The organism is Apibacter sp. B2912, assembly GCF_009827835.1.
In the GTDB taxonomy this organism is placed as follows: domain Bacteria; phylum Bacteroidota; class Bacteroidia; order Flavobacteriales; family Weeksellaceae; genus Apibacter.
Genome location: NZ_WINV01000002.1, coordinates 389,005 through 409,994 on the forward strand (window position 1 = coordinate 389,005; position 20,990 = coordinate 409,994).

A 20,990-nucleotide genomic window follows, 5' to 3' on the forward strand; every position below is an offset into this window, starting at 1 on the left:
TAATATAACTTAATTTTATAACATTTTATATTTTATTTAAGAAATAATTAAGATTATTAAATTTAACTTGCAAAATCATTTTAGAAGAACTAATTATTCAAACATTCATTAAAAAATGTATAAAAAAATTATATATATTATATCATTAATAAGCCTTTTTAATACAACCTTTACCAATTGCAAAAAATCAAATTACGAAGTAAATAAAAGTGTTCATAATAAAAAACCTTCAATTCCCGGATATTACAATATAAATTTTGATTCTATATTTACTAAAAAGGATAATTATTCTCCGGAAGACGATACCATTGTATATCAGTTGAATAAATATTTCACTCATGTCTGGAAATCAAAAAATTTAAGCGGTGGTATTTTAGTCGCTAGAGGCAACACCATACTGTTAGAAAAATATAATGGATATTCCAATTGGGAAGATAAAACATTAATATCACCCCAAACCTCTCTGCACGTAGCTTCGGTAAGCAAAATTTTAACTTCTTTAGCTGTATTGAAATTAGTTGAAGCACACAAGATAAATTTAGATCAGAAAGTAAATACCATACTTACCGATTTTCCCTATTCGGATATAACCATACATGATTTATTGACACATCGAAGCGGTCTTCCGGAATATACTCATTTGGTTGATTTGCTTAACACTTGGGATAAAAGAAAGAAAATGTCTAATGAAGATGTTTTAGATTTATTTTCAACTCATACTCCATTATTACAATATAAACCGAATACTCATTTTTCATACTCAAATTCTAATTTTGCTCTGTTAGCCTTAATCGTTGAGAAAACAACCAACATGTCTTTTCCGGAAGTCATAAATACAATGATATTTACCCCTTTGGGAATGAAACATTCGTATATACTTCAAGAAAAGGATTTAAAAAAAGCTAATCTATCCTACTATCCTGACGGCAGACCCTATAAATTCAATCACCTGGATTTAGTTTACGGAGATAAAAACATTTATACCACTCCTGAAGATCTGTTCCGATTAAGTCAGGCCATGTTTGCTCCAAATTTTTTACGAAAAGACTTATTAGATCAAATGTACACTCCGTACAGTAATGAAATACCTAATATTAAAAATTACGGATTGGGTATGAGATTAATGGTATTTAAAAACGGCAAAAAATTAATCTACCATACCGGATGGTGGCATGGAAGCAATGCCATATTTATTCATCTTGTGGATGAGAAAGTCACTATTATAGCCATTGGAAATAAATATTCAAATATGATCTATTCGGCTATTCGATTAGCACCTCTATTCGGCGACTACCCTTTACCAAATATGAATAAATATAAGTACGATTAAATTTACTTATTAATAAACAGTATAGTAGTCAACCTTAAGTATATTTGGATGGAGTAATACCATAAAATACGTTGAAATTTATTTATATTTGCTTACCGATTAAAATATATTAAATGAACGATTACAGTATTAAAGAATTGTTAGCTAAAGGAAAAAAAGCTTTACAGGAAGAAGTAGTAATTAGAGGATGGGTGCGATCTTTTCGTTCCAATCAATTTATTGCTCTTAATGATGGTTCGGGGCAAAATAATATTCAAATTATAATCAATTACAACGATTTTGATACTGAAACTTTAAAACAAATTACAACAGCATCTTCTCTTTATGTTGAAGGAAAAGTTACTGAAAGCAAAGGAGCGGGACAAGAGATTGAAGTCGTTGCCAATACAATAAAAATTTACGGATATGCAAATCCTGAAGATGTTCAGGAAACTATCTTACAGCCAAAAAGACATTCATTGGAAAAATTGAGAGAGCAAGCACATCTTCGTTTTCGCACCAATACCTTTGCTGCGGTAATGAGGGTTAGAAATGCTTTAAGTTTTGCCATTCACCAATATTTTAATAAAAATGGATTTTGCTATATCAATACTCCTATAATTACCGGGTCAGATGCTGAAGGCGCGGGAGAAATGTTTACCGTTACCAATTTCAATTTAGATAATCTTCCTAAAAATGATGAGGGAAACACAGATTTTACTCAAGATTTCTTTGGAAAAAAGACCAATCTGACCGTTTCAGGACAATTGGAAGCAGAAACTGCTGCTATGGGTCTAGGAAAAGTTTATACATTCGGTCCTACTTTTCGGGCTGAAAATTCAAATACTACTCGACATTTAGCGGAATTTTGGATGGTTGAACCGGAAGTTGCTTTTTATGATTTGAATCAAGATATGGATCTTGCAGAAGATTTTCTAAAATATTGCATCCAATATGCTGTTGATAATTGTAAAGAAGATTTGGAATTTCTAAACAAACGATTTGAAGAAGAACAAAAACAAAAAACGAAAGAAGAAAAATCAGAACAAAATTTACTTGAAAAATTAGATTTCGTATTAAATAATAAATTTATCAGACTTAGCTATACGGAAGCTATTGATATTCTTAAACATTCGAAACCGAATCAAAAGAAAAAATTTAAATATCTTATTGATGAATGGGGAGCAGATTTACAATCTGAACATGAAAGATATTTAGTTGAAAAACATTTTAAAAGTCCGGTAGTGTTATATGATTATCCGGCAAAAATAAAAGCTTTCTATATGCGTTTAAATGACGATCATAAAACCGTACGTGCTATGGACGTTCTCTTTCCGAGTATTGGTGAAATTATTGGAGGATCACAAAGAGAAGAAAGAATTGATATTTTAAAACAAAAAATGAAAGATATGAATGTTGACGAAAAGGAATTATGGTGGTATTTAGATACACGTAAATTCGGTACAGTGCCTCATTCAGGATTTGGACTTGGGTTAGAACGCCTCGTTTTATTTGTTACAGGTATGAGTAATATTAGAGACGTTATACCTTTTCCTAGAACCCCTAAAAACGCTGAATTTTAAAATTGATTAATAATTATTTTAAAGATGCTTATATTATTATATATAAGCATCTTTTTTATTATTATTTATTATCATCTTAAAATTTATATTTTTTTAACTCTTTTACTATTTACTTAAAGAATTGATGAATAAAATATATTCATTACTAGTCTAAAATCCATTAAATGAAAAGCAATTTCTAAAAAATTTAATTAAATCATCTCTTAGATAACGATATTTTTATTATATGTTTACTATATAATAACTAGTAAAAATTGCTTTAAAAAAAATAAAACAACCAAAAAAAATATTGTGAAGTTTTAATTTAATATAAATTAAAAAATTTAAGACTTTAGCAAAAAAAAATTCATTACAAAAATTATGCCTTTATTTGTATCTTACATATTAATAATGTAAATTTGAATTTATAAACCTTACTTAATCTACTTTTATAAAGAAACTATTTTATGTTAAAACAGGATTTAAGACTAAAACAACTTTTAAAACTATCTCCTCAGCAAATTCAGCTAATGAAACTAGTTCAGCTTCCCACCCTTGCATTTGAGGAAGTAGTAAAACAAGAAATCGAAGAAAATCCTGCCTTGGAAGATAATTCTAATGAAGATTATTATGATTCTGCTGATTCCTTTGATTCCGAAAAAGAATATGATGATTCCGCAGACAATGAGATTATTGAAGCTCCGGATATAAATATCGATGATTATCTAAGTGATGATGAAGTACCCAGCTATCGGGTTCAATCCAATAATCACAGCGATGACGATGATGATAAAGAGTTACCCTATGCTCAATATGAATCATTTCAAGAACATATATGTTCTCAATTACACACATTTAGATTAACGGAAAATGAAGAAGAAATAGCCGATTTTATTGTCGGAAATCTAGACGATGATGGCTATTTACGAAGAGATTTATCATCCATTGTGGATGATCTGGCTTTTACCCAAGGAATTTATACTGATGTTCCTACTATTGAAAAACTGTTAACTAATTATATTCAAAGATTAGATCCTACCGGTATTGGAGCCAGAGACCTCAGAGAATGTCTGTTATTGCAACTAAGAGCAAAAAATCCTTCAGAATCCACGGAACTGGCTTACAAGATTATTAATGAAATGTTTGATGCTTTTACAAAAAAGCATTACAGCAAAATACAGCAAAAATTTTCCATTTCTGAAGAAAAGCTTAAATGCGCGGTGAATGAAATTGAACGCTTGAACCCTAAACCGGGAAAGGCTTTTACTAATAATTCAAAAAATACGGAACAAATTATTCCTGATTTTACAATCAGAATTGTAAACGGAGATTTGGAATTAACGCTCAATGGTAGGAATGCTCCTGAATTAAAAATTTCCAGAGAATATTCTGAAATGTTGGATACATATAAAAATACCGAACATAAATCGAGAGAGCAAAAAGATGCGGTAATGTTTGTTAAACAAAAGTTAGATTCTGCTAAATGGTTTATCGATGCAGTTAAACAACGTCAACAAACCTTGTATGTTACCATGAAATCAATTATGGATTATCAGAAGGAATATTTTTTGACGGGAGATGAAGAACAAATTAAACCAATGATTTTGAAAGATATTGCCGAAATCACCGGTTTAGATATATCCACTATCTCAAGGGTTGCCAACAGTAAATATGTGAATACTCCGTATGGAACTTTGCTTATAAAAGATTTATTTTCTGAAAGTCTTACCAATTCAGAAGGCGATGAAGTTTCCACACGGGAAATTAAAACCATCTTACAAGAAGTCATTGAAAATGAAGACACTAAAAAACCTCTAACCGATGATAACTTGATGAAAATACTTAATGATAAAGGATATAATATAGCAAGAAGAACTATTGCAAAATATAGAGATCAACTCAATATTCCTGTAGCAAGATTAAGAAAAAAAATATAATTTAAATTCATTGTTCATGCAGGTCTATTTAGAACTTTTACAACATATATTAGATAAAGGAACTCGTAAACAAGATCGAACCGGAACGGGTACAATCAGTACTTTCGGATATCAAATGCGATTTGATTTACAAAAAGGATTTCCTCTTGTTACGACTAAAAAGCTCCATTTACGATCCATCATTTACGAATTACTTTGGTTTTTAAAAGGAGATACCAATATTAAATATTTAAACGATCATAAAGTTCGTATATGGAATGAGTGGGCAGATGAAAATGGAGATTTAGGTCCAGTTTACGGGCATCAATGGAGAAGCTGGGGGGCTCCGAATGGAAAACATATCGACCAGATCTCGGAAATCATCGATCAAATTAAAAATAATCCTGATTCTCGTAGAATTATTGTCTCCGCTTGGAATGTAGCAGATATTCCTCAAATGGCCCTTGCACCTTGTCATGCACTTTTTCAATTTTATGTGGCTGACGGAAAGTTATCTTTACAGTTGTATCAAAGAAGTGCAGATGTTTTTCTTGGTGTGCCTTTTAATATTGCCTCTTATTGTTTGCTGTTACATATGGTGGCTCAAGTATGTAATTTAAAAGTGGGAGAATTTATACATACCTTCGGGGACGTTCACATTTATAATAACCATATTGATCAGGTAAATCTTCAATTAACGCGTGATCCTCGACCGCTTCCAACATTGAAACTCAATCCTGATAGGAAGGATATTTTTAGCTTTCAATACGAAGATTTTTCCATTGATGGCTATGATCCTCATCCTCATATTAAAGCAGAAGTAGCTGTTTAATAATCAGATACTTTTTATTTTTATAAAGCCAATTATAAGATATAATTAATAGTATAATTATACCTTATAATTAAATAGCAGTAAACGGCTAGTTGTTATATTTAACTTCAATCATATTTAATGATGAATTTCTGCTGTCTTTTTCATTAAATATTACCGAAAGCAATCGATTGTCTTTGCCCCTGTTAGTCACTAATACCTTAACATCCGTTCGTTGTTTGATGTTTTCTATATCATCAACTATTTTATAACATTTGGTTTCCACAATTACATCATTAAATTTGTTAAAGGTATAATCACAATGAAGGTCTTTATCCTTAATATATCCCGTCATTAAATTTTCGTCATCATAAATATATTCTGTAACCATGTGTTCCGATCCATCATCATCTTTATAATATTCTTTTTTTAGATTTCCTTCCTCATCGTATTCATATAAAACGGAGCTGTTAAAATCATTATTTTGATAAATATTTTTTTTAGTTATATTTTCATTTGCATCATAATCAAAATAGGCTTCTTCGGTAGTTTGATTAGCATAGTCGAGTTTCACAGATTTATAAGGTAAACCATTTTCATTATAATAATAAAAGGTATCATTTAAATCATCTATGTGCTGTATAAGAAAATCGTTATAAAAATAATTTACATACACATCTTTCTTATCCACACAATCGTGCTGAAACAAAGCAATACCCTGTTTATTGAATTCTGTTAATTTACATTTTTTACCGTAAAGACTATCTTTAACAATATATTGAATACTTTTTAGAGCCTTTTGATCATATAAAGTGTTACTGGTAGTTTCTAAGGGAATAATATGACTGTACGCTTTCTTATTAATATCTTTATAAGTAATCAATTTTTTGAATAAATCAATCATAGCTACATTATCGGATTCCAAATCATTTAATTCAATATTTTTATTATCAACAATCGGTTCATACCAATCTTGTTTGTAAAAATATTTTACATCATCCGGATTTGAAAAACGATATCCATATCTAGCAAAAATTTCATTTTTCATCAATTCCAACTCTTTCGGTTTTTTATCTTTCAAATCTTCGATACCTAAACGAGTAAATGCAGTTTGTGGATATTTTCCGGGAAATTCTTGGGGGGTTAAGATAACTTCATCATCATTAATACGACAATTCCTGTTTCCGATTTTATCTTTGGTACAAACCATTAATTTGATTTTCGAATTACTTTCGTTGTGAGATTTATCCTTTTCTTTTAAAAATATAAAAGATGCTTTGACCTGATCTGAAATAAAATTACCGTCTTCTATCTTAATATTGGTTAATTTTTGTACTTTACGGTGTAAATCGCCCCCTTTTCTGCTGTTAAAATCAAGTTTAATAAACTCACTTATTCCCTGTGCATATGTTTTACCGTCTAGATTTAAAATTTTAATGAAGTAATTTTTTGTATCATTCTTGAAATGAAAAACGGTATTTATTTTAGTAACACTATCTCCCACTTTCTCATCAACTAAAGAGGGATCAACTCTCATTCCACTTTGCGAATAAATTGTTTTTTTTTGTGCCATAAAAAAAATAGGTATACATACCATTACAACTAAAAATACTTTTTTCATATAAAAATGTTTATTAATGCAAAAATACACAAATATGTATAACCTCAAATTTACCTTATATATTTATGTCTATTTTTATATAAACATGGTTTTTTAAAAAAACAAATTAAGCTAAAAGTTGGGTATATAAGACATTTGCATCCATAAATATCAAAAAAATTTAAATATTAATCCTATCATGAATTATATTTATTTAACCTATATTAATAATAATATAAAATTTAATTAATTTATTACAATATTAAATAATGATATTAAAAATAGAATGAATAAGTATTTTTTTATTTTTACTGTTCAGTTACTTAAATTTTTTTATTCCTGACATCTCTGCTCCATCTTCGGGATTTAAATATTTAAATGTGAAGGATGAAAGTATGGTTATAATACCCAAAATGAATAGGGTTGCTTTAAAGCTTGAACTTACTTCGGTAAATATTTCCGATTGATTGAATCCCCTTAAAATTAGAGAACTTAAGGATATTCCAAAACTCACGGATAACTGTTGTGTAACTGAAAGTATCGTATTACCTCCACTTGCATTAGCGGGTGTTAAATCAGCCAGAGAAATGCTATTCATTGAGGTCATTTGAATAGAATTAAAAAAGCCATATAAAACTAAAATAGGAATCAACCAAAACAATGAAGTATTTTTATCCGGAAATGAAAATAATGAAATCGACAAACCTAAAATTATCGTATTCGAAATTAATAAATTTCTATAACCAAATTTCTTTACCAACGGGATTACCCAAGATTTAGCAAAAATGGTTGAAATAGCAGAAAATATAAGCATCATTCCTGATACTGTGGGTGATTTACCGAATCCGACTTGTAACATAAGTGGAAGCATCAACGGAACGCCTCCAATACCTAATCGAGTGATCAAATTTCCAATGATTCCAATTTTTAACGTCCTTATTTTGAATAAGTTTAAATCGATAATAGGCCGAACTATTTTTTTTGAATACATCACATATACACTTAATAAGCTAATACTGATGAGTAATAAAATCAAAACATTAATTATATCGGTCATTCCTTCTCCGGCAAATTCTAAACTTAACGAAAGCAATACTAACCCTAAACTGAATAAAATAAATCCGAAAAAATCAAATTTGCCTGTATTTTTTTTATAGTTTGGAAAGGCTTTCCAGGCAACTAAAATTCCTATGATACCTATAGGGATATTAATTAAAAATATCCAATGCCAACTAGCAATTTCAACTAACCAGCCTCCTAAAGTTGGACCAATAACCGGTCCTATTAATCCGGGAATAGTAATAAAATTTATAACTTTCAAAAGTTGATGTTTAGGATAGGAATAGATCAACGTTAATCTTGAAACGGGAACCATCATAGATCCTCCAATGGCTTGCACAATTCTCATGCAAACCAACATTTTCAGAGATACAGAAACTACACATAAGAAAGATCCTATGGTAAAAACAGCAATAGCAATAATAAATATATTTTTAGATCCGAATTTATCTGAAAGCCAACCGCTTAAAGGAATTAGTAATGCTAACGTTAATACATAAGCTATCAATACCGATTGCATTTCGAGAGGAGATTTATGTAAGTCTTTTGCTATGGAAGGAAGGGCTGTATTTAATATGGTTGAATCCAGAAATTGCATAAATATAGCCATTGCAGCTATCCAAGGTAAATATTTTGAAACTTTTCTTTCTGTCATTTTTTATATAAATCACAAGATAATTTTACAAACCTCTCAATATATACATTATATTTGGTAAAGTTATAGTTTTAATTATACAAAATTTGTACTGGAAATATATTTATAAAAAATATGTTAAACATTACAATAAGTTTACATTTTTATATATCACATAATTTTATCTCTGTTTAATTTTTTTATAATTTATAATATATAAAAAAAGCCCTTTTAAAAAAAGGGCTTTTTAGTGAGATTAAATCAATTATTCTACTGTAAATTTAAGTTTATATGCTTCTTTACTGTTATGTAAAATCAGATAATATACTCCACTCTGAATTGGACTTATATTAATTAGTTTCTTAAAGTTATCAGTTACTTTTATTTTTTCTTCACCATAAATTTTACGTCCGCTTAAATCATAAATTGACAAATTGAAATTTCCTTCTTTACCTTTCATCAACAAGGTAAAAATTCCTTTATTAGGAACCGGTACTAATTTTAACGTTTTAGTATCAGCTATTTCAATTTCATCAATGGACAAAGAATTATCTACTTTTACTTCATCAAATCGTAGAATATTTCCTCCCATGCTGGTACCGTTTTGATAATAGGTAGATTGAAAAAAATATATGTCATCTCCTTCTTTAATGGTAGCCAATAACTCCTTAGATATGGTAAGTACCCCTTGATTAAATTCCAAAAAACTAGACTCTATGATAGAATCTCTAATGACGGGATATATTTCTGCTGCATAGCTAAAATCATTTTTATCTCTGTTATATGAAAATATTTGGGGTAAGCTTATTTTTATATCTTCTCCTTTATATTCTAACAAGGGTAAGGTTATTTTTTGATATCTTAAATCATAGTTTCCAATGCTATAAGGCAAGAAACCTTCTATCTCTGAAATTTGATTTTCACTAAGTCTCAAAGTATATAAGGTTTTTACTTCTTCCAATTCTTTAGGTACTTTTTTTAAGTAATTGAAGGAAAGATCTAAGAATCCAAATTTACATTTAGAAATTGATGTGGGTAATTCTTGTATTTGATTTCCAGCTATTATAAATGTTGTTAAACTTGACATATCTCCTATGGTGGAATTTATTTGGGTCACATTTGCGAAGGCTATTGATAAATTTTCAAGATTTTGTAAATCCCCCCAACTTTCTGGTAACGGCCCCTGTATATTACATCCATTTAGAACTAAAGTATTTAAATTTTTTAATCCGGATAATATACTCCAGTCTGTGCCTTGATAATCATTTTCTTGTTCTATGGAATTAATTGATAAATCTAAAGTTTTTAAATATTCCAAGTTTTTTATACTTTCCGGTAGTTTACCTTTTACATTGTAAAAATTATTTAAACTTAATTCAGTTATATGACCTTTTTCTACTTTAACTCCATCCCATTTTACCTCATGTAAGTTATTCTCTGTTACGTTCCATTTTATCCAACTAGAATTATATCCTTTCCAGTTCGCTCCATTAAGCTGGTTATAGATATCAACCAAGGCTTGATACTCTTTTTCCGGTATTTGATTGCTAGAAAAGTTATAATTAAAAGTTTGTGCTATACTATTGTTTTGAAAAATTAGAAAACAAATAATAAAGTGTAAAAAGCGTTTCATAAATTAATTATTTTAGTAAAATTAAATGTCTTAAATAATTAAAGCATTAAAATATATAAATAAATTATATTTATATACAATAATTACTATATAATTTATACAAATATACAATAATTATTAATTTATATTTATTTTATTTAAATTTAATTTTAAATATTATAAATAATTTGTTATAACACTAAAAACAAACAATAATAAAATATATTTTTATATAGTATTTATGTAAATTTTGTGATAGTTATATTATATAAAACAAGTAAAATAGTTTAACTAATTAATAAATATAGATATTTATTAAAAAAATTGATATAAATACATGAAATGAAAGTGAAGAATTTTTTAATATGGAAAAAATTATATATCTTATTATAATATTACTAAATTTTAAAAACTAGATTAGATTTTTAAATTTTATTCTATTTTAGTTGGGTGAACATTGAGAATATTGAATAGTATATAAATAATTTTTTTAATAATATATTAAACAATCAAAAAATCTATAAATTTTTGATACTAATTAAATAAACTACTCAAAGGTAAATGAAGATTATTAAAACTGAATGTATGATAAATAATTTAGCTGAAGAAAGGAGATTGAAATAATTTTAAGAAAAATTTAATTTATTAGTTAAATTAATGATTTACAAATGAGAACATATAAATGATGTATGTAAAACCTCATATTGATATCTAGGGTTTATAATAATAAACGATATCGATGACATCAGATTTAGACATAGCTCCCGGATTAATTCCTAATTCTCCTTCCGGAATAGGAATTCCTAATTTTTTAAAATGACTCTCCCAATACGGAATAAATTTTCCTGTCTCGGAGGATTTAAATGTCATTACATTTAAAGGAAATACTTCTTTATTACCATTGGATATATACAAAATTTTATATATAAGCTCTGAACAATAGTATTGATCATTAGTTAAATCAAAAGCATCATCGTATTCTTTACCTATTAATTTTTGAGCTTCTTTTATCGCTTGTGGAATTAACTTTTGATAGGGTGCTTTCAATCTCCCAACAACAGAAATGGGTGGTTTATTTTCATATTTTTTTGGAATTAAAAATTCTTCCAGCGGTGTAATTTTTACTTTGGGATGAGTTGCTTCAATTACATAAAATGAATTTGTTATAGAATCTTTATATACCATTCCAACATGGGTAAAATTATAATTATCTATGCCTGAAGTAACCTGTTTAATCGCGCTATCCATATTTTTAGCATAGGATTCTTGAAACAGTAAATCTCCATCTTTTAAATCAAATGTAAATGAACTATAACTTTGAGAAAAAACAAAACAAAATTGATATATAACGATTAGGCTAAAATACTTTTTCATAGATTCTATTTTTCGTCACAAATATAAAAAACACACAATAGTTTATTTGTTTTTTATATTTTTTTAAATTTAAATTAAAATTTCAATATTTTAAATCAGTTGATTGTTATATAATCTACACCACTATGAGCGGACATTTCAGGCGCATACACGGATTGCACTGAAGTAAACCCGTTTGAAAATTCTCCTTTATTAGTAGCTCTTACCTCATATTCAAACACATACGTTCCTTTTCTTATATGTTCAAAGAAAAAATTAGTAGATGAATCGTGGGTACTTTCATAATAACTTAATCCGTTTTGATATTTATACGAAGAAACAATATTAACTGGTTCAAACCCTGATGCTCTCAAATCTTTAATATGAATAAAATCCATATCACGATCTGCTTTTAGTATCAGTCTTACAGTAATTACATCACCGATGGATATATAATTTTTACTCATAATTTCCTGTAATATAAAACCTTGATCGGATACCGTTTTTTTAAATAATTTTTTCTGAATTTTAATAGCATTTCCTGCATCATTTATTTTATCTAAATCTTCGATATATTGATAATATAATCCTCCCCAAGCTATACCGGGAGATGTTTTCTCAATTTTTATATCTCCTATTTCCGATTTCATTTGCTCAGAATTCCATGTTTTTTTAAAATATCCTGTAGTTTGAGTCAAGGAAGCATCGACTGATGGATAAATTTGCTTGTTTCCACTAAAAATGCTCACATTTTTTTCTCCTTCAGACCAATCTTTTCCAAAATTCAATAAAGCATACAAAGCATTGGTTGTAGCTTTCGTAGAGCCCCAAGAATTAGTCTGTTTATTATCTAGCAGCCAAATTTTCATTTCTTCTACAGAATTAATATCCCAGGGAGTTACCTCTGCAAAGGCTTCTATAATTTTAGTTTGAGATTCGATCGGTGTTTGGTATCTGGACCAACCGGCTAGATTATCTTTCCAATACATACCTGTAGTTTCTGATTTCACCGATGTTTCTTTCAGGTTATGAAGCACAGTTTGCGCTGATGTTGTATATCCAAATCTATATAAAGTGACGGCCAACATCGCTTTATTTTGTGTATCTAACTTTTTAAAATACTTTGAAAAATTTCTGTTAATCTCTTTACTGTAGTTTTCTGTTTCTAACGGTAATGGATAACGATCTTTCCAAAAACTTCTTACATAATAATATTGTAATAAATCGCCCTCCTCTCCTGTTTTTTCCATTTGAATTTTATGGATATAATCCAAAGCGTTTTGATCGGAATATGCAATAGATTTTTTAATCACCTGTTCCAGATCATTCGATATATATGTTGAATACTGAATGCCCAACATTTTTCTAAGTTGACCAATTCCGGCAATAATAATATCAGTTATATATGCATTGGAATTTCCTCCTTCAAACCAAGCAAAACCGCCATCAGGGTTCTGCAAGTTTTTGAGTTTCTCTAGAACTTTCGTATTTTCTTGAGCCATTTGGTTTAAATCAAACAGCAAAGAGATTCTCTTTTTCTCTTCGGTTTCATTTTCACCGGTACGTATCCAAGGGGTTTCTTCTAATAGTATATTTTTCAATTCTTGATTCTTTTCTAAATTGGATATGTTGATCCCTTTAGAATTCCAATCATTTAATACATTTTTAATATTCGGAACGGTATTTACTATAAAAGAGGCCAATATATTCCCATATAAACGACTAAACACTTGCTCCGAATTTTCATAGGGATATTCCTTTAAATAAGGAATGGTAAATACAGCCAGCCATACAGGGTTAGTAGCAACCTCCAGATTTAAACTTAATGGAGATAACGACTTTGAAGAATGAGTACTAAGCTTATCTAAATGATATTCTTTTGTTTCATTTTCTTTTATGTTGATAGGTACAGATTCGGTGATTAATACCCTATCGGAAAGTATGGGAAGTACACTTTCTTCTCCATCCGAAAAATTACCTGCATTTGCAACTATGCGTAAACTGACGGCTTGAATATTTTTTGGAACTTTAATTTTCCAACTTACTTCGGTATTTTTAGAAAGTTCTGCTTTGAAAGGTATAACAGGGGATAAATTATTAAATGTATCATCTACCGATTTTTGAGTAAATGCATCAAAAAGAAAAAGTCGGGCATTTCCGGTTATATTTTTTCCGGTTAAGTTATTAATTTTTGTACGTATCGTTAGTTCGTCCCCTTCTCTTAAAAATCTGGGAAGATTAGGCACTACCATGAGATCTTTTTGAGTTTGTGTATGAAATTCGGCTGTTCCCGTATGTAAATCTTTGGTGTGAGCTAAAATAAGAAGTTTCCATTGAGTTAAAGCCTCAGGTGTGGTAAATGAAAATGTAACATTACCTTTCTCGTCAGTATAAAGATTAGGATAAAAGAATGCGGTTTCTTCTAAATTCGTACGATACTTCAATTGAGAAAGATTCTTATCTACATCTGCATCTTGATTTATTATCTTTTGCTTATTATTTCTTCCTATAAGTCCATTTTCCAAATTTGAATCGGATTGCATATAATCTGCGTTTTTAGGAATGGCAATTGCAGAAGTAGCTACCACTTCCCCATCGTATAAAGTACCTATGGATATATCCTTCAAATCAACTTTTTTTGGATTTTTATAAATTAAATTAGGTAACTTTTCTGATAATCTGTTTGAAATGAGATTATAACCTATGGTAGAAGCCGATTGATATAATACCCCATACGTATAATATTTCCAAGGAGTGAATGTGTAAGTAGTTGGAACAAATTGGTCTAAAGACTCGTCGTACATTGTAGCCAGTAATTCTGCAGCAATTTTATCTTTATCATTCCCGCTAATAGTCAAAGTCCAAGTTTCTTTTTGTCCTGGAATTAGCTTATTTCTAAATACATCAGTTTTAATTTTTAAGTCTTTAGGTTTTTCAACAACCTCAATTTGAAAGCTTTTTACTTGATATCCATTTTCATTAACCAAATAAGTTAAAACAAATAGTCCATTGCTAATAAAATCCTTAGTTGCAATAAATGAATAGGTTCCTCTACCTTTAATTAAAGGTATTTCTTTGTGCACTATCCATTTCCCATTACTTTCTAAATGTAAAATGGCTGTTGAATTTTTTAAATCAGAAAAAAAGTTGAGTTCAATTTTTTCTCCTACCTGATATGATGAATGAGAGGCATTGACGCTAAAATATTCATATTCTGATGATTTTAATGTTTTATCATCTTTTATTTCAATAATTCTTTGAGTTTTAACGGTATCAGTACCCAATACAGTTTCAGCTTCCACTAAATAAAATCCTTTAGATACACGAGAAGAAAGATTAAGAGTATCAGATATTTGAGTATCAAATTTATAGGTATTTATTTTTTCTTTTTTCCACGCCGACGGATCCTGTTCATCTTTAGCATAAGGTAAATGTGGAAAATAACGTTCAAATGTTTCTTTATCGTATAATTGATATTCCGGAACGAATGACAATTTATTTGGAAGAAGTATTCTGGATGGACCTTCTAATTTAAATAGGTTAACCATCCCTTGAGCATATACTTTTACCTCATTTAAATTAGTTGATTGTATGATTAGTTTAGTAAAATCTTTTTGAGTGGATACATCCGGTATATGTAAGGTTAGTTGCAGAGGGATATCTCCCAATGAAATTTTAGTTTTTTTAGTTTGGGTTTCTCCGGTATTATCTGTAACATCTACGGTTAAAATATAGGTATAATATCTATATTCATTATCCTTTTTAACATCTTTAGCCTTAGCGAGATAGGATATTGTAAAAGTTCCATCTCTATCTGTATTTACTTCTCCATGTGCTATTATTTCGGATTGATCCGTATAAGGCATGGGATAATACATCCTATATAAAGGTACTAAACCTTTTCTTTCAACCCTGTAAATAACTTTTGCATCAGAAACAGGCGATCCGTTATATGATAATGCTTTACCTTTACTTACCACCTGTTCATCTAGTTTATAATTTCCTGAAAAATCATCAAATGTGATTTCAAATTTAGGTCTTTTGTATTCTTCTACTGAAAAATAATGAGTATCATTACTAAAATTGGAAGATATATAATAATTTCCTGTCAAACCTTCTTGAGGCAGAATAAACTCTCCAAATATACTTCCGTAATCATTTGTAGTTAAATTTAATGTTGAAATTTCCTGTCCATTCGCATTATTTAATAATAGAGTCACTTTTTGCTGTTTTACTACTAAGGTTTTATCCTTATCTTTAGTATAAAGTATTACTTTAAAAAAAACTTTTTGTCCGGGTCTATAGATTGATCTGTCCGTAAAAAAAGCACTCATCTTTTGAATATCATTTTTAATTACATCATTTTCATCATTGTATATGCTTGAAGGAAGTTTCATATAGGAATGTGAAGAATGAATATACATATAAGTATCTCCAAATTTTGAGCTGAGTTTAGATAAATCAAAAAGTCCGTGTGAGTCGGTTGTAATGGTATAGGGCTCAAGTAAATTTTTCGAATCTATATTTTTATTTTGTTTTTTGTATACAGTTATAGATTTACTTGGATAGACCTTTCCCGTTTTACGATTTAATAATTGAAATAATGGATTTACGTATCTTCCTAATTTAACAATACTCCAATCATGGACCATAAAGTATAAGGTTCCATTGAACTCTGAATTTAATTCTTGATTGGGTATAAATGATGAATTAGTTGACAATTCCAACATATAATTTCCTTCTGAAAGACCTTCCAATTTAATTAACGTAGAATGAGTCTTAAAATCTGAAAACGATTTCCATTCCAACACACCATTTCTGATCTGTTTTTTATTTACCAAGGAATAAATTCCATTGGATATAAATTCTGAATTAGTCGAATTTAATATCGTATTATTATCCGTACTTAGCTGAAAAATTCGATAATAAACTTTATTGATATTGGTTGCTTCAATTATCAACGGGATGTTTTCATTTGGTAATTGAACTTCATCCAATGAGGCATTGAGGGATATTTTTTGAATTTCTTCGATAAGATTTTTACAATTTATAGACCACGGATTATTTTCAGAATAGGTAACATTTTTACAAATTGAATATGCTTTTTCTTTGTTTGTATTCATATTCATACTCGCAGCTTTGTAATATAAATAGGCGGAAAATTTTTGAGTCGGATAAGAATTTGCTAAATTCTCTACTAAAGCTGCTTTCTTCTCCAAAGTTTCAGAAGAATAAATAGTATTCTCAATTTGTTTTAATTTACCGTTTAGAAAAGCTGATTTATCCAAATCATTTTTGTGAAATTCGTATAAATCTCTATAAAGATCGTTAATTTCTTCTTCTTTATTCTTTTTATCCAAAGACCCCTTGGTATCTGTTGTATTCTGCGTTAAAATAAACTCGCTTGGTAAATCGTTTTTTTCTAACGCATGGATATATCGAAACACTAAAATATCGTATAAAGTAGGGTATAATTCTATATCTTCATCTGAATTTAAAATGTTTTTCCAAAGTAATGTTTTTTCTTTCTTAAGTAATTGATCTTTTTTAATGGATTCTTTATACAAGGAAAAACTCTTTTGCATGAGTTGTTGAGTGGACCAATCGCTAATATCATTGGAATGAAATTCAGTTTCTGTAATATTTCTTCTTTCCCAACGAGTTCTAATTGAATAATCTTCATAAATTTTTGCTAACATCGATTTTGTTAAGGATAAAGTAATCCCTTTAAAAGAATTCATTTCCTTTTCAAAATTTTGGATTACAAGTTTGTACGGATCATTATCTTTATCCTCTTGAGTTTGAGATAAGATTTGATATTGATATATCAAGGAATTAATAATTTCCGAAGAATTATTTTCTTTTTTTGCCTGAATGTATAGTTGATAAACTTTAGGAAGTAAAGATTTAAACTCTCCATTCTTCATTTCTATATCAATTTCCTTCCATTCTTTATCATAATTTATAACTTGTGCCATACCTATTTGAATTATCCAAAAACTTAAAAATAAAAAAATCGATTTCATATGATTTTATTTCAAATTATAAAATATCTAATCTTAATTTATTACAATAAAGATGCTTAAATTACTAAATTCCATAAAGATTCTATATAATTTTTTAAAAAATAAATCTTATACATGGATAAAGTAATAATAAATTTAATTGATAATATGATATAATATTATATAATACAATAAAAAAAGCTAAGGAACAATTATTCGTATTAGAACTAATTATCTAACTATGATTGCTGAATTTTAGCGTAAAAATTACATATAATTTTAAATGAAAAGATAAATGAAAATGATCTTTGTGATAACAAGCAATTTGTTTTACAATACCAATTCGTTAAATAATTTTAAAAATGTTTGATTAAGATCCGAAGAAATGCCGGGATGTGGTCTGGATGTTTGAATCATAGTACTTCTTTCAGAAGTTAGCCAACGAAATCTTTCTGCAATACCCATAGCAGCTATGCCTCGTCCTGTAGAATCTCCTATACTAATTTTTTTAAATGCTTCCAATGCATTTATAATACAATCAATATCAAAAGTATTATCTTTACTAAAACATTTTATTTTCTCTTGATCAACTATATATTCGACTTTGATAAATTTAGCTTCTTTTGAAAACAAAATAATTCCCACATTTATAAATTCTTCTCTTTCTACTTTCGGCACCAATCTTATAACGGAATATTCATATAATCGTTTTTCTTGCATTATTAGCTTCTTTTATAAATAGTTGTGAATTATTTAATCTGTTAGAAAGGAATTCTTGATAAATATTTTTTATATCCTGTATGGATTCTTCTGAACTTCTCCAATCTAACCAATCATCGGGTATTAAATTTACTATTTCACCGATTTTATCTAAACTTATTAGTTCTTTGCACTGTTGATCAATTTCTTCGAGGTGCAAGGCAAAAGGTAATAATACATGGTTTTTAATTTCGGCAAAAGGTGTAACCGATAATCGTTCCCAGTTTATCCAAGAATGATGAAAATATAAGGAAGCTCCCATATCAATCAGCCATAATTCTTTATGCCAAATAAGCATATTCGTATTTTTAATCGTTCTGTCAATATTAGTTAAAAACGCATCTAACCATACAATTTTTGAGGCTAGATAGGAATCAATCTTTGTAACCACCGGATCATAAGTTAACGCTCCTGACAAAAAATGTAAACCTAAATTCAAACCTCTACTTGCTTTAAGTAAATCTTGTATTTCTTCATCAGCCTCCGTGCGACCAAACGCTTCGTCTAAGTAAATAAATACTATTTCAGGAATGTTCAATCCTAACAATCTTGCAATTTCCCCTCCAATTAACTCAGATATTAAAGCCTTAGTTCCGTGTCCTGCTCCCCTGAATTTGATCACGTAATTAAACCCATCATCAGCTTCTGCCAAGGCAGGTAAGGAACCTCCTTCTCTCAACGGGGTAATGTATCTTGTAACGTGTACGCTTCTCAGTTCCATAGTGAATGGGTTATCCTCGGTAAAGATACATTTTTTTCTAACTATTAATTTTTATTAAAAATTAAATTTTCATTCAACATAAGTTTTTTATCTTAGCTTAAACTCAAATTAAATCCGAATACCCTTCACCAGGCAAGTTTAAAAATTTAATATACTTTGATTCATTTAAACTATTCAACTATAGATTTTCTTTAGTAAAAAGTATACATAAATCCATAAAGATTAATACATTTGTACAGACAATAAAAAGGAATTATACTTTTTTATTTTAAGAAAATACAAGATGGCAAGTAAAGAAGAAATTAAAAACTTTTTGAAGGAAATAGAGGTTGATGACTTAGTCAGGAATGTACAAATAATGGGTGATACCGTTATAATCGATATGCTTTCTCATTCACCTGCCCTACATGAAAAGAAAAGAATGGAAACAGCTATGCATACAGCTTTTGAACAAAAGTTTGGAAAAGATGTACAGCTTAAATTGAATATTTCAGTAGAAGTACCGGAAAAAAAGGATTCCAGAGGAAATGCTATTCCGGGTATTAAAAATATAATAGCAGTTGCTTCAGGAAAAGGCGGTGTCGGAAAATCTACCGTTGCATCCAACTTGGCAACAGCCTTAGTTAAAATGGGATTTAAAGTGGGCTTATTGGACGCTGATATATACGGGCCTTCGGTTCCTACCATGTTTGATGTTACCAATGAAAAGCCTTTATCAGATAATAATAAAATTATACCTGTGGAAAGTTACGGAGTAAAGCTTCTTTCTTTAGGATTTTTTGCAGGAGCCAACCAGGCGGTTATTTGGAGAGGAGCTATGGCTTCCAAAGCGATCCACCAATTACTTCATGATGCCAATTGGGGCGAATTGGATTTCCTTTTTATAGACCTTCCTCCAGGAACCGGAGATATACATCTATCGATCGTTCAGGAAGTTCCCGTAACCGGATCCGTTATAGTTAGTACACCGCAACATGTGGCCCTGACGGATGTAAAAAAGGGGGTTGCTATGTTCCAAATGCCGGAAATTAATGTACCTGTTCTTGGTTTAATTGAGAATATGGCTTATTTTACGCCAAAAGAATTACCGAATAATAAATATTATATTTTCGGAAAAAAAGGTGTTAAAAAATTAGCTGAGTCTATGGACCTTCCTTTCCTCGGTGAAATTCCTATCATACAATCCATCAGAGAGGCTTCTGATTACGGAAGACCGGCCGTATTGCAAGAAGATGAAATGGTATCCGGAATTTATATGAAATTGGCTAAAAATATGATAAGCAGCCTGGTTAAAAGAAATGAAAATTTACCACCTTCAGAAGCGGTAAGAATTACAACAATGGCGGGATGTTCTAACAATTAATTTTATTATTTTACATGCAAATGAATACATTAACAGACAGAATAAATCAAGCATTAGAAGAAATTCGTCCTTTTTTAATGTCCGATGGCGGCGATGTTAAACTTATTGAAATCAAAGATAATAAGGTTTTTGTAAGCTTTACCGGCGCATGCTCTGATTGTTCAATTAATCAAAGTACATTAAAATTAGGAATTGAAACAACTATAAAAAAACATGTACCCGAAATTGAAGAAGTAATAAGTATAAGCGAATAAAAAATTTAATCCTGCTCTTTTGTTATTTAATT

Annotated in this window: 13 protein-coding genes; 6 read left to right on the forward strand and 7 right to left on the reverse strand. The window is 29.2% G+C overall.

The features are described 5' to 3' along the window. The first annotated feature begins 115 nt into the window (after window positions 1-115). The 4 genes from GFV01_RS05025 to GFV01_RS05040 all read left to right on the forward strand — a co-directional run bounded on the left by GFV01_RS05025 (window position 116) and on the right by GFV01_RS05040 (window position 5,619). Complete coding sequence (locus tag GFV01_RS05025) at window positions 116-1,330, forward strand: serine hydrolase (protein ID WP_160565311.1); 1,215 nt, start codon at window positions 116-118, stop codon at window positions 1,328-1,330. Between the two features lie 113 nt (window positions 1,331-1,443). Then, a complete protein-coding gene (gene asnS / locus GFV01_RS05030; RefSeq protein ID WP_160565313.1) occupies window positions 1,444-2,892 on the forward strand; it encodes an asparagine--tRNA ligase in 1,449 nt (482 codons plus the stop codon). A gap of 446 nt (window positions 2,893-3,338) precedes the next feature. Continuing rightward, window positions 3,339-4,808 carry an RNA polymerase factor sigma-54 gene (rpoN, locus tag GFV01_RS05035; RefSeq protein ID WP_160565315.1) on the forward strand — a complete coding sequence of 490 codons (1,470 nt, stop codon included), beginning with the start codon at window positions 3,339-3,341 and terminating at the stop codon, window positions 4,806-4,808. Between the two features lie 16 nt (window positions 4,809-4,824). Continuing rightward, entirely contained in the window at window positions 4,825-5,619 is a 795-nt protein-coding gene (locus GFV01_RS05040) for a thymidylate synthase (protein ID WP_160565317.1), read from the forward strand. A gap of 88 nt (window positions 5,620-5,707) precedes the next feature. On the opposite strand, the gene GFV01_RS05045 is transcribed toward GFV01_RS05040, so the two are convergent. From GFV01_RS05045 to GFV01_RS05075, 7 genes are all read right to left on the reverse strand, one after another. Next, window positions 5,708-7,219, reverse strand: a complete 1,512-nt coding sequence (locus GFV01_RS05045) for a YARHG domain-containing protein (protein WP_160565319.1) — start codon at window positions 7,217-7,219, stop codon at window positions 5,708-5,710. A 298-nt stretch (window positions 7,220-7,517) separates the two neighbouring features. After that, window positions 7,518-8,912 carry a DHA2 family efflux MFS transporter permease subunit gene (locus tag GFV01_RS05050; RefSeq protein WP_160565321.1) on the reverse strand — a complete coding sequence of 465 codons (1,395 nt, stop codon included), beginning with the start codon at window positions 8,910-8,912 and terminating at the stop codon, window positions 7,518-7,520. Between the two features lie 244 nt (window positions 8,913-9,156). After that, on the reverse strand, window positions 9,157-10,524 hold the full coding sequence (locus tag GFV01_RS05055; protein WP_160565323.1) for a T9SS type A sorting domain-containing protein: 1,368 nt from the start codon (window positions 10,522-10,524) through the stop codon (window positions 9,157-9,159). A gap of 690 nt (window positions 10,525-11,214) precedes the next feature. Beyond that, window positions 11,215-11,877, reverse strand: a complete 663-nt coding sequence (locus tag GFV01_RS05060; protein WP_160565325.1) for a YiiX/YebB-like N1pC/P60 family cysteine hydrolase — start codon at window positions 11,875-11,877, stop codon at window positions 11,215-11,217. A gap of 95 nt (window positions 11,878-11,972) precedes the next feature. Continuing rightward, window positions 11,973-17,882 (reverse strand): alpha-2-macroglobulin, encoded by a 5,910-nt coding sequence (locus GFV01_RS05065; RefSeq protein WP_160565327.1) that lies wholly within the window; start codon window positions 17,880-17,882, stop codon window positions 11,973-11,975. A 309-nt stretch (window positions 17,883-18,191) separates the two neighbouring features. Continuing rightward, entirely contained in the window at window positions 18,192-18,581 is a 390-nt protein-coding gene (locus GFV01_RS05070; protein ID WP_160565329.1) for a DUF3037 domain-containing protein, read from the reverse strand. Continuing rightward, window positions 18,559-19,341 carry a HipA family kinase gene (locus GFV01_RS05075; protein WP_160565331.1) on the reverse strand — a complete coding sequence of 261 codons (783 nt, stop codon included), beginning with the start codon at window positions 19,339-19,341 and terminating at the stop codon, window positions 18,559-18,561. The genes GFV01_RS05070 and GFV01_RS05075 overlap by 23 nt, the downstream gene beginning before the upstream one ends. A gap of 283 nt (window positions 19,342-19,624) precedes the next feature. Here GFV01_RS05075 and GFV01_RS05080 point away from each other — a divergent pair, with 283 nt between their 5' ends. Next, a complete protein-coding gene (locus GFV01_RS05080; protein ID WP_160565333.1) occupies window positions 19,625-20,704 on the forward strand; it encodes an Mrp/NBP35 family ATP-binding protein in 1,080 nt (359 codons plus the stop codon). Between the two features lie 14 nt (window positions 20,705-20,718). Beyond that, on the forward strand, window positions 20,719-20,958 hold the full coding sequence (locus tag GFV01_RS05085; RefSeq protein ID WP_160565335.1) for a NifU family protein: 240 nt from the start codon (window positions 20,719-20,721) through the stop codon (window positions 20,956-20,958). The last annotated feature ends 32 nt before the right edge of the window (window positions 20,959-20,990 follow it).

What these genes read in the sequence shown, in the direction of transcription:
- GFV01_RS05050 (WP_160565321.1), bottom strand. Translation starts at nt 8,912, where the DNA reads ATGACAGAAAGAAAAGTTTCAAAATATTTACCTTGGATAGCTGCAATG.
- GFV01_RS05065 (WP_160565327.1), bottom strand. Translation starts at nt 17,882, where the DNA reads ATGAAATCGATTTTTTTATTTTTAAGTTTTTGGATAATTCAAATAGGT.
- GFV01_RS05080 (WP_160565333.1), top strand. Translation starts at nt 19,625, where the DNA reads ATGGCAAGTAAAGAAGAAATTAAAAACTTTTTGAAGGAAATAGAGGTT.
- GFV01_RS05085 (WP_160565335.1), top strand. Translation starts at nt 20,719, where the DNA reads ATGCAAATGAATACATTAACAGACAGAATAAATCAAGCATTAGAAGAA.
- GFV01_RS05040 (WP_160565317.1), top strand. Translation starts at nt 4,825, where the DNA reads ATGCAGGTCTATTTAGAACTTTTACAACATATATTAGATAAAGGAACT.
- GFV01_RS05075 (WP_160565331.1), bottom strand. Translation starts at nt 19,341, where the DNA reads ATGGAACTGAGAAGCGTACACGTTACAAGATACATTACCCCGTTGAGA.
- GFV01_RS05060 (WP_160565325.1), bottom strand. Translation starts at nt 11,877, where the DNA reads ATGAAAAAGTATTTTAGCCTAATCGTTATATATCAATTTTGTTTTGTT.
- GFV01_RS05045 (WP_160565319.1), bottom strand. Translation starts at nt 7,219, where the DNA reads ATGAAAAAAGTATTTTTAGTTGTAATGGTATGTATACCTATTTTTTTT.
- GFV01_RS05055 (WP_160565323.1), bottom strand. Translation starts at nt 10,524, where the DNA reads ATGAAACGCTTTTTACACTTTATTATTTGTTTTCTAATTTTTCAAAAC.
- rpoN (WP_160565315.1), top strand. Translation starts at nt 3,339, where the DNA reads ATGTTAAAACAGGATTTAAGACTAAAACAACTTTTAAAACTATCTCCT.
- asnS (WP_160565313.1), top strand. Translation starts at nt 1,444, where the DNA reads ATGAACGATTACAGTATTAAAGAATTGTTAGCTAAAGGAAAAAAAGCT.
- GFV01_RS05025 (WP_160565311.1), top strand. Translation starts at nt 116, where the DNA reads ATGTATAAAAAAATTATATATATTATATCATTAATAAGCCTTTTTAAT.
- GFV01_RS05070 (WP_160565329.1), bottom strand. Translation starts at nt 18,581, where the DNA reads ATGCAAGAAAAACGATTATATGAATATTCCGTTATAAGATTGGTGCCG.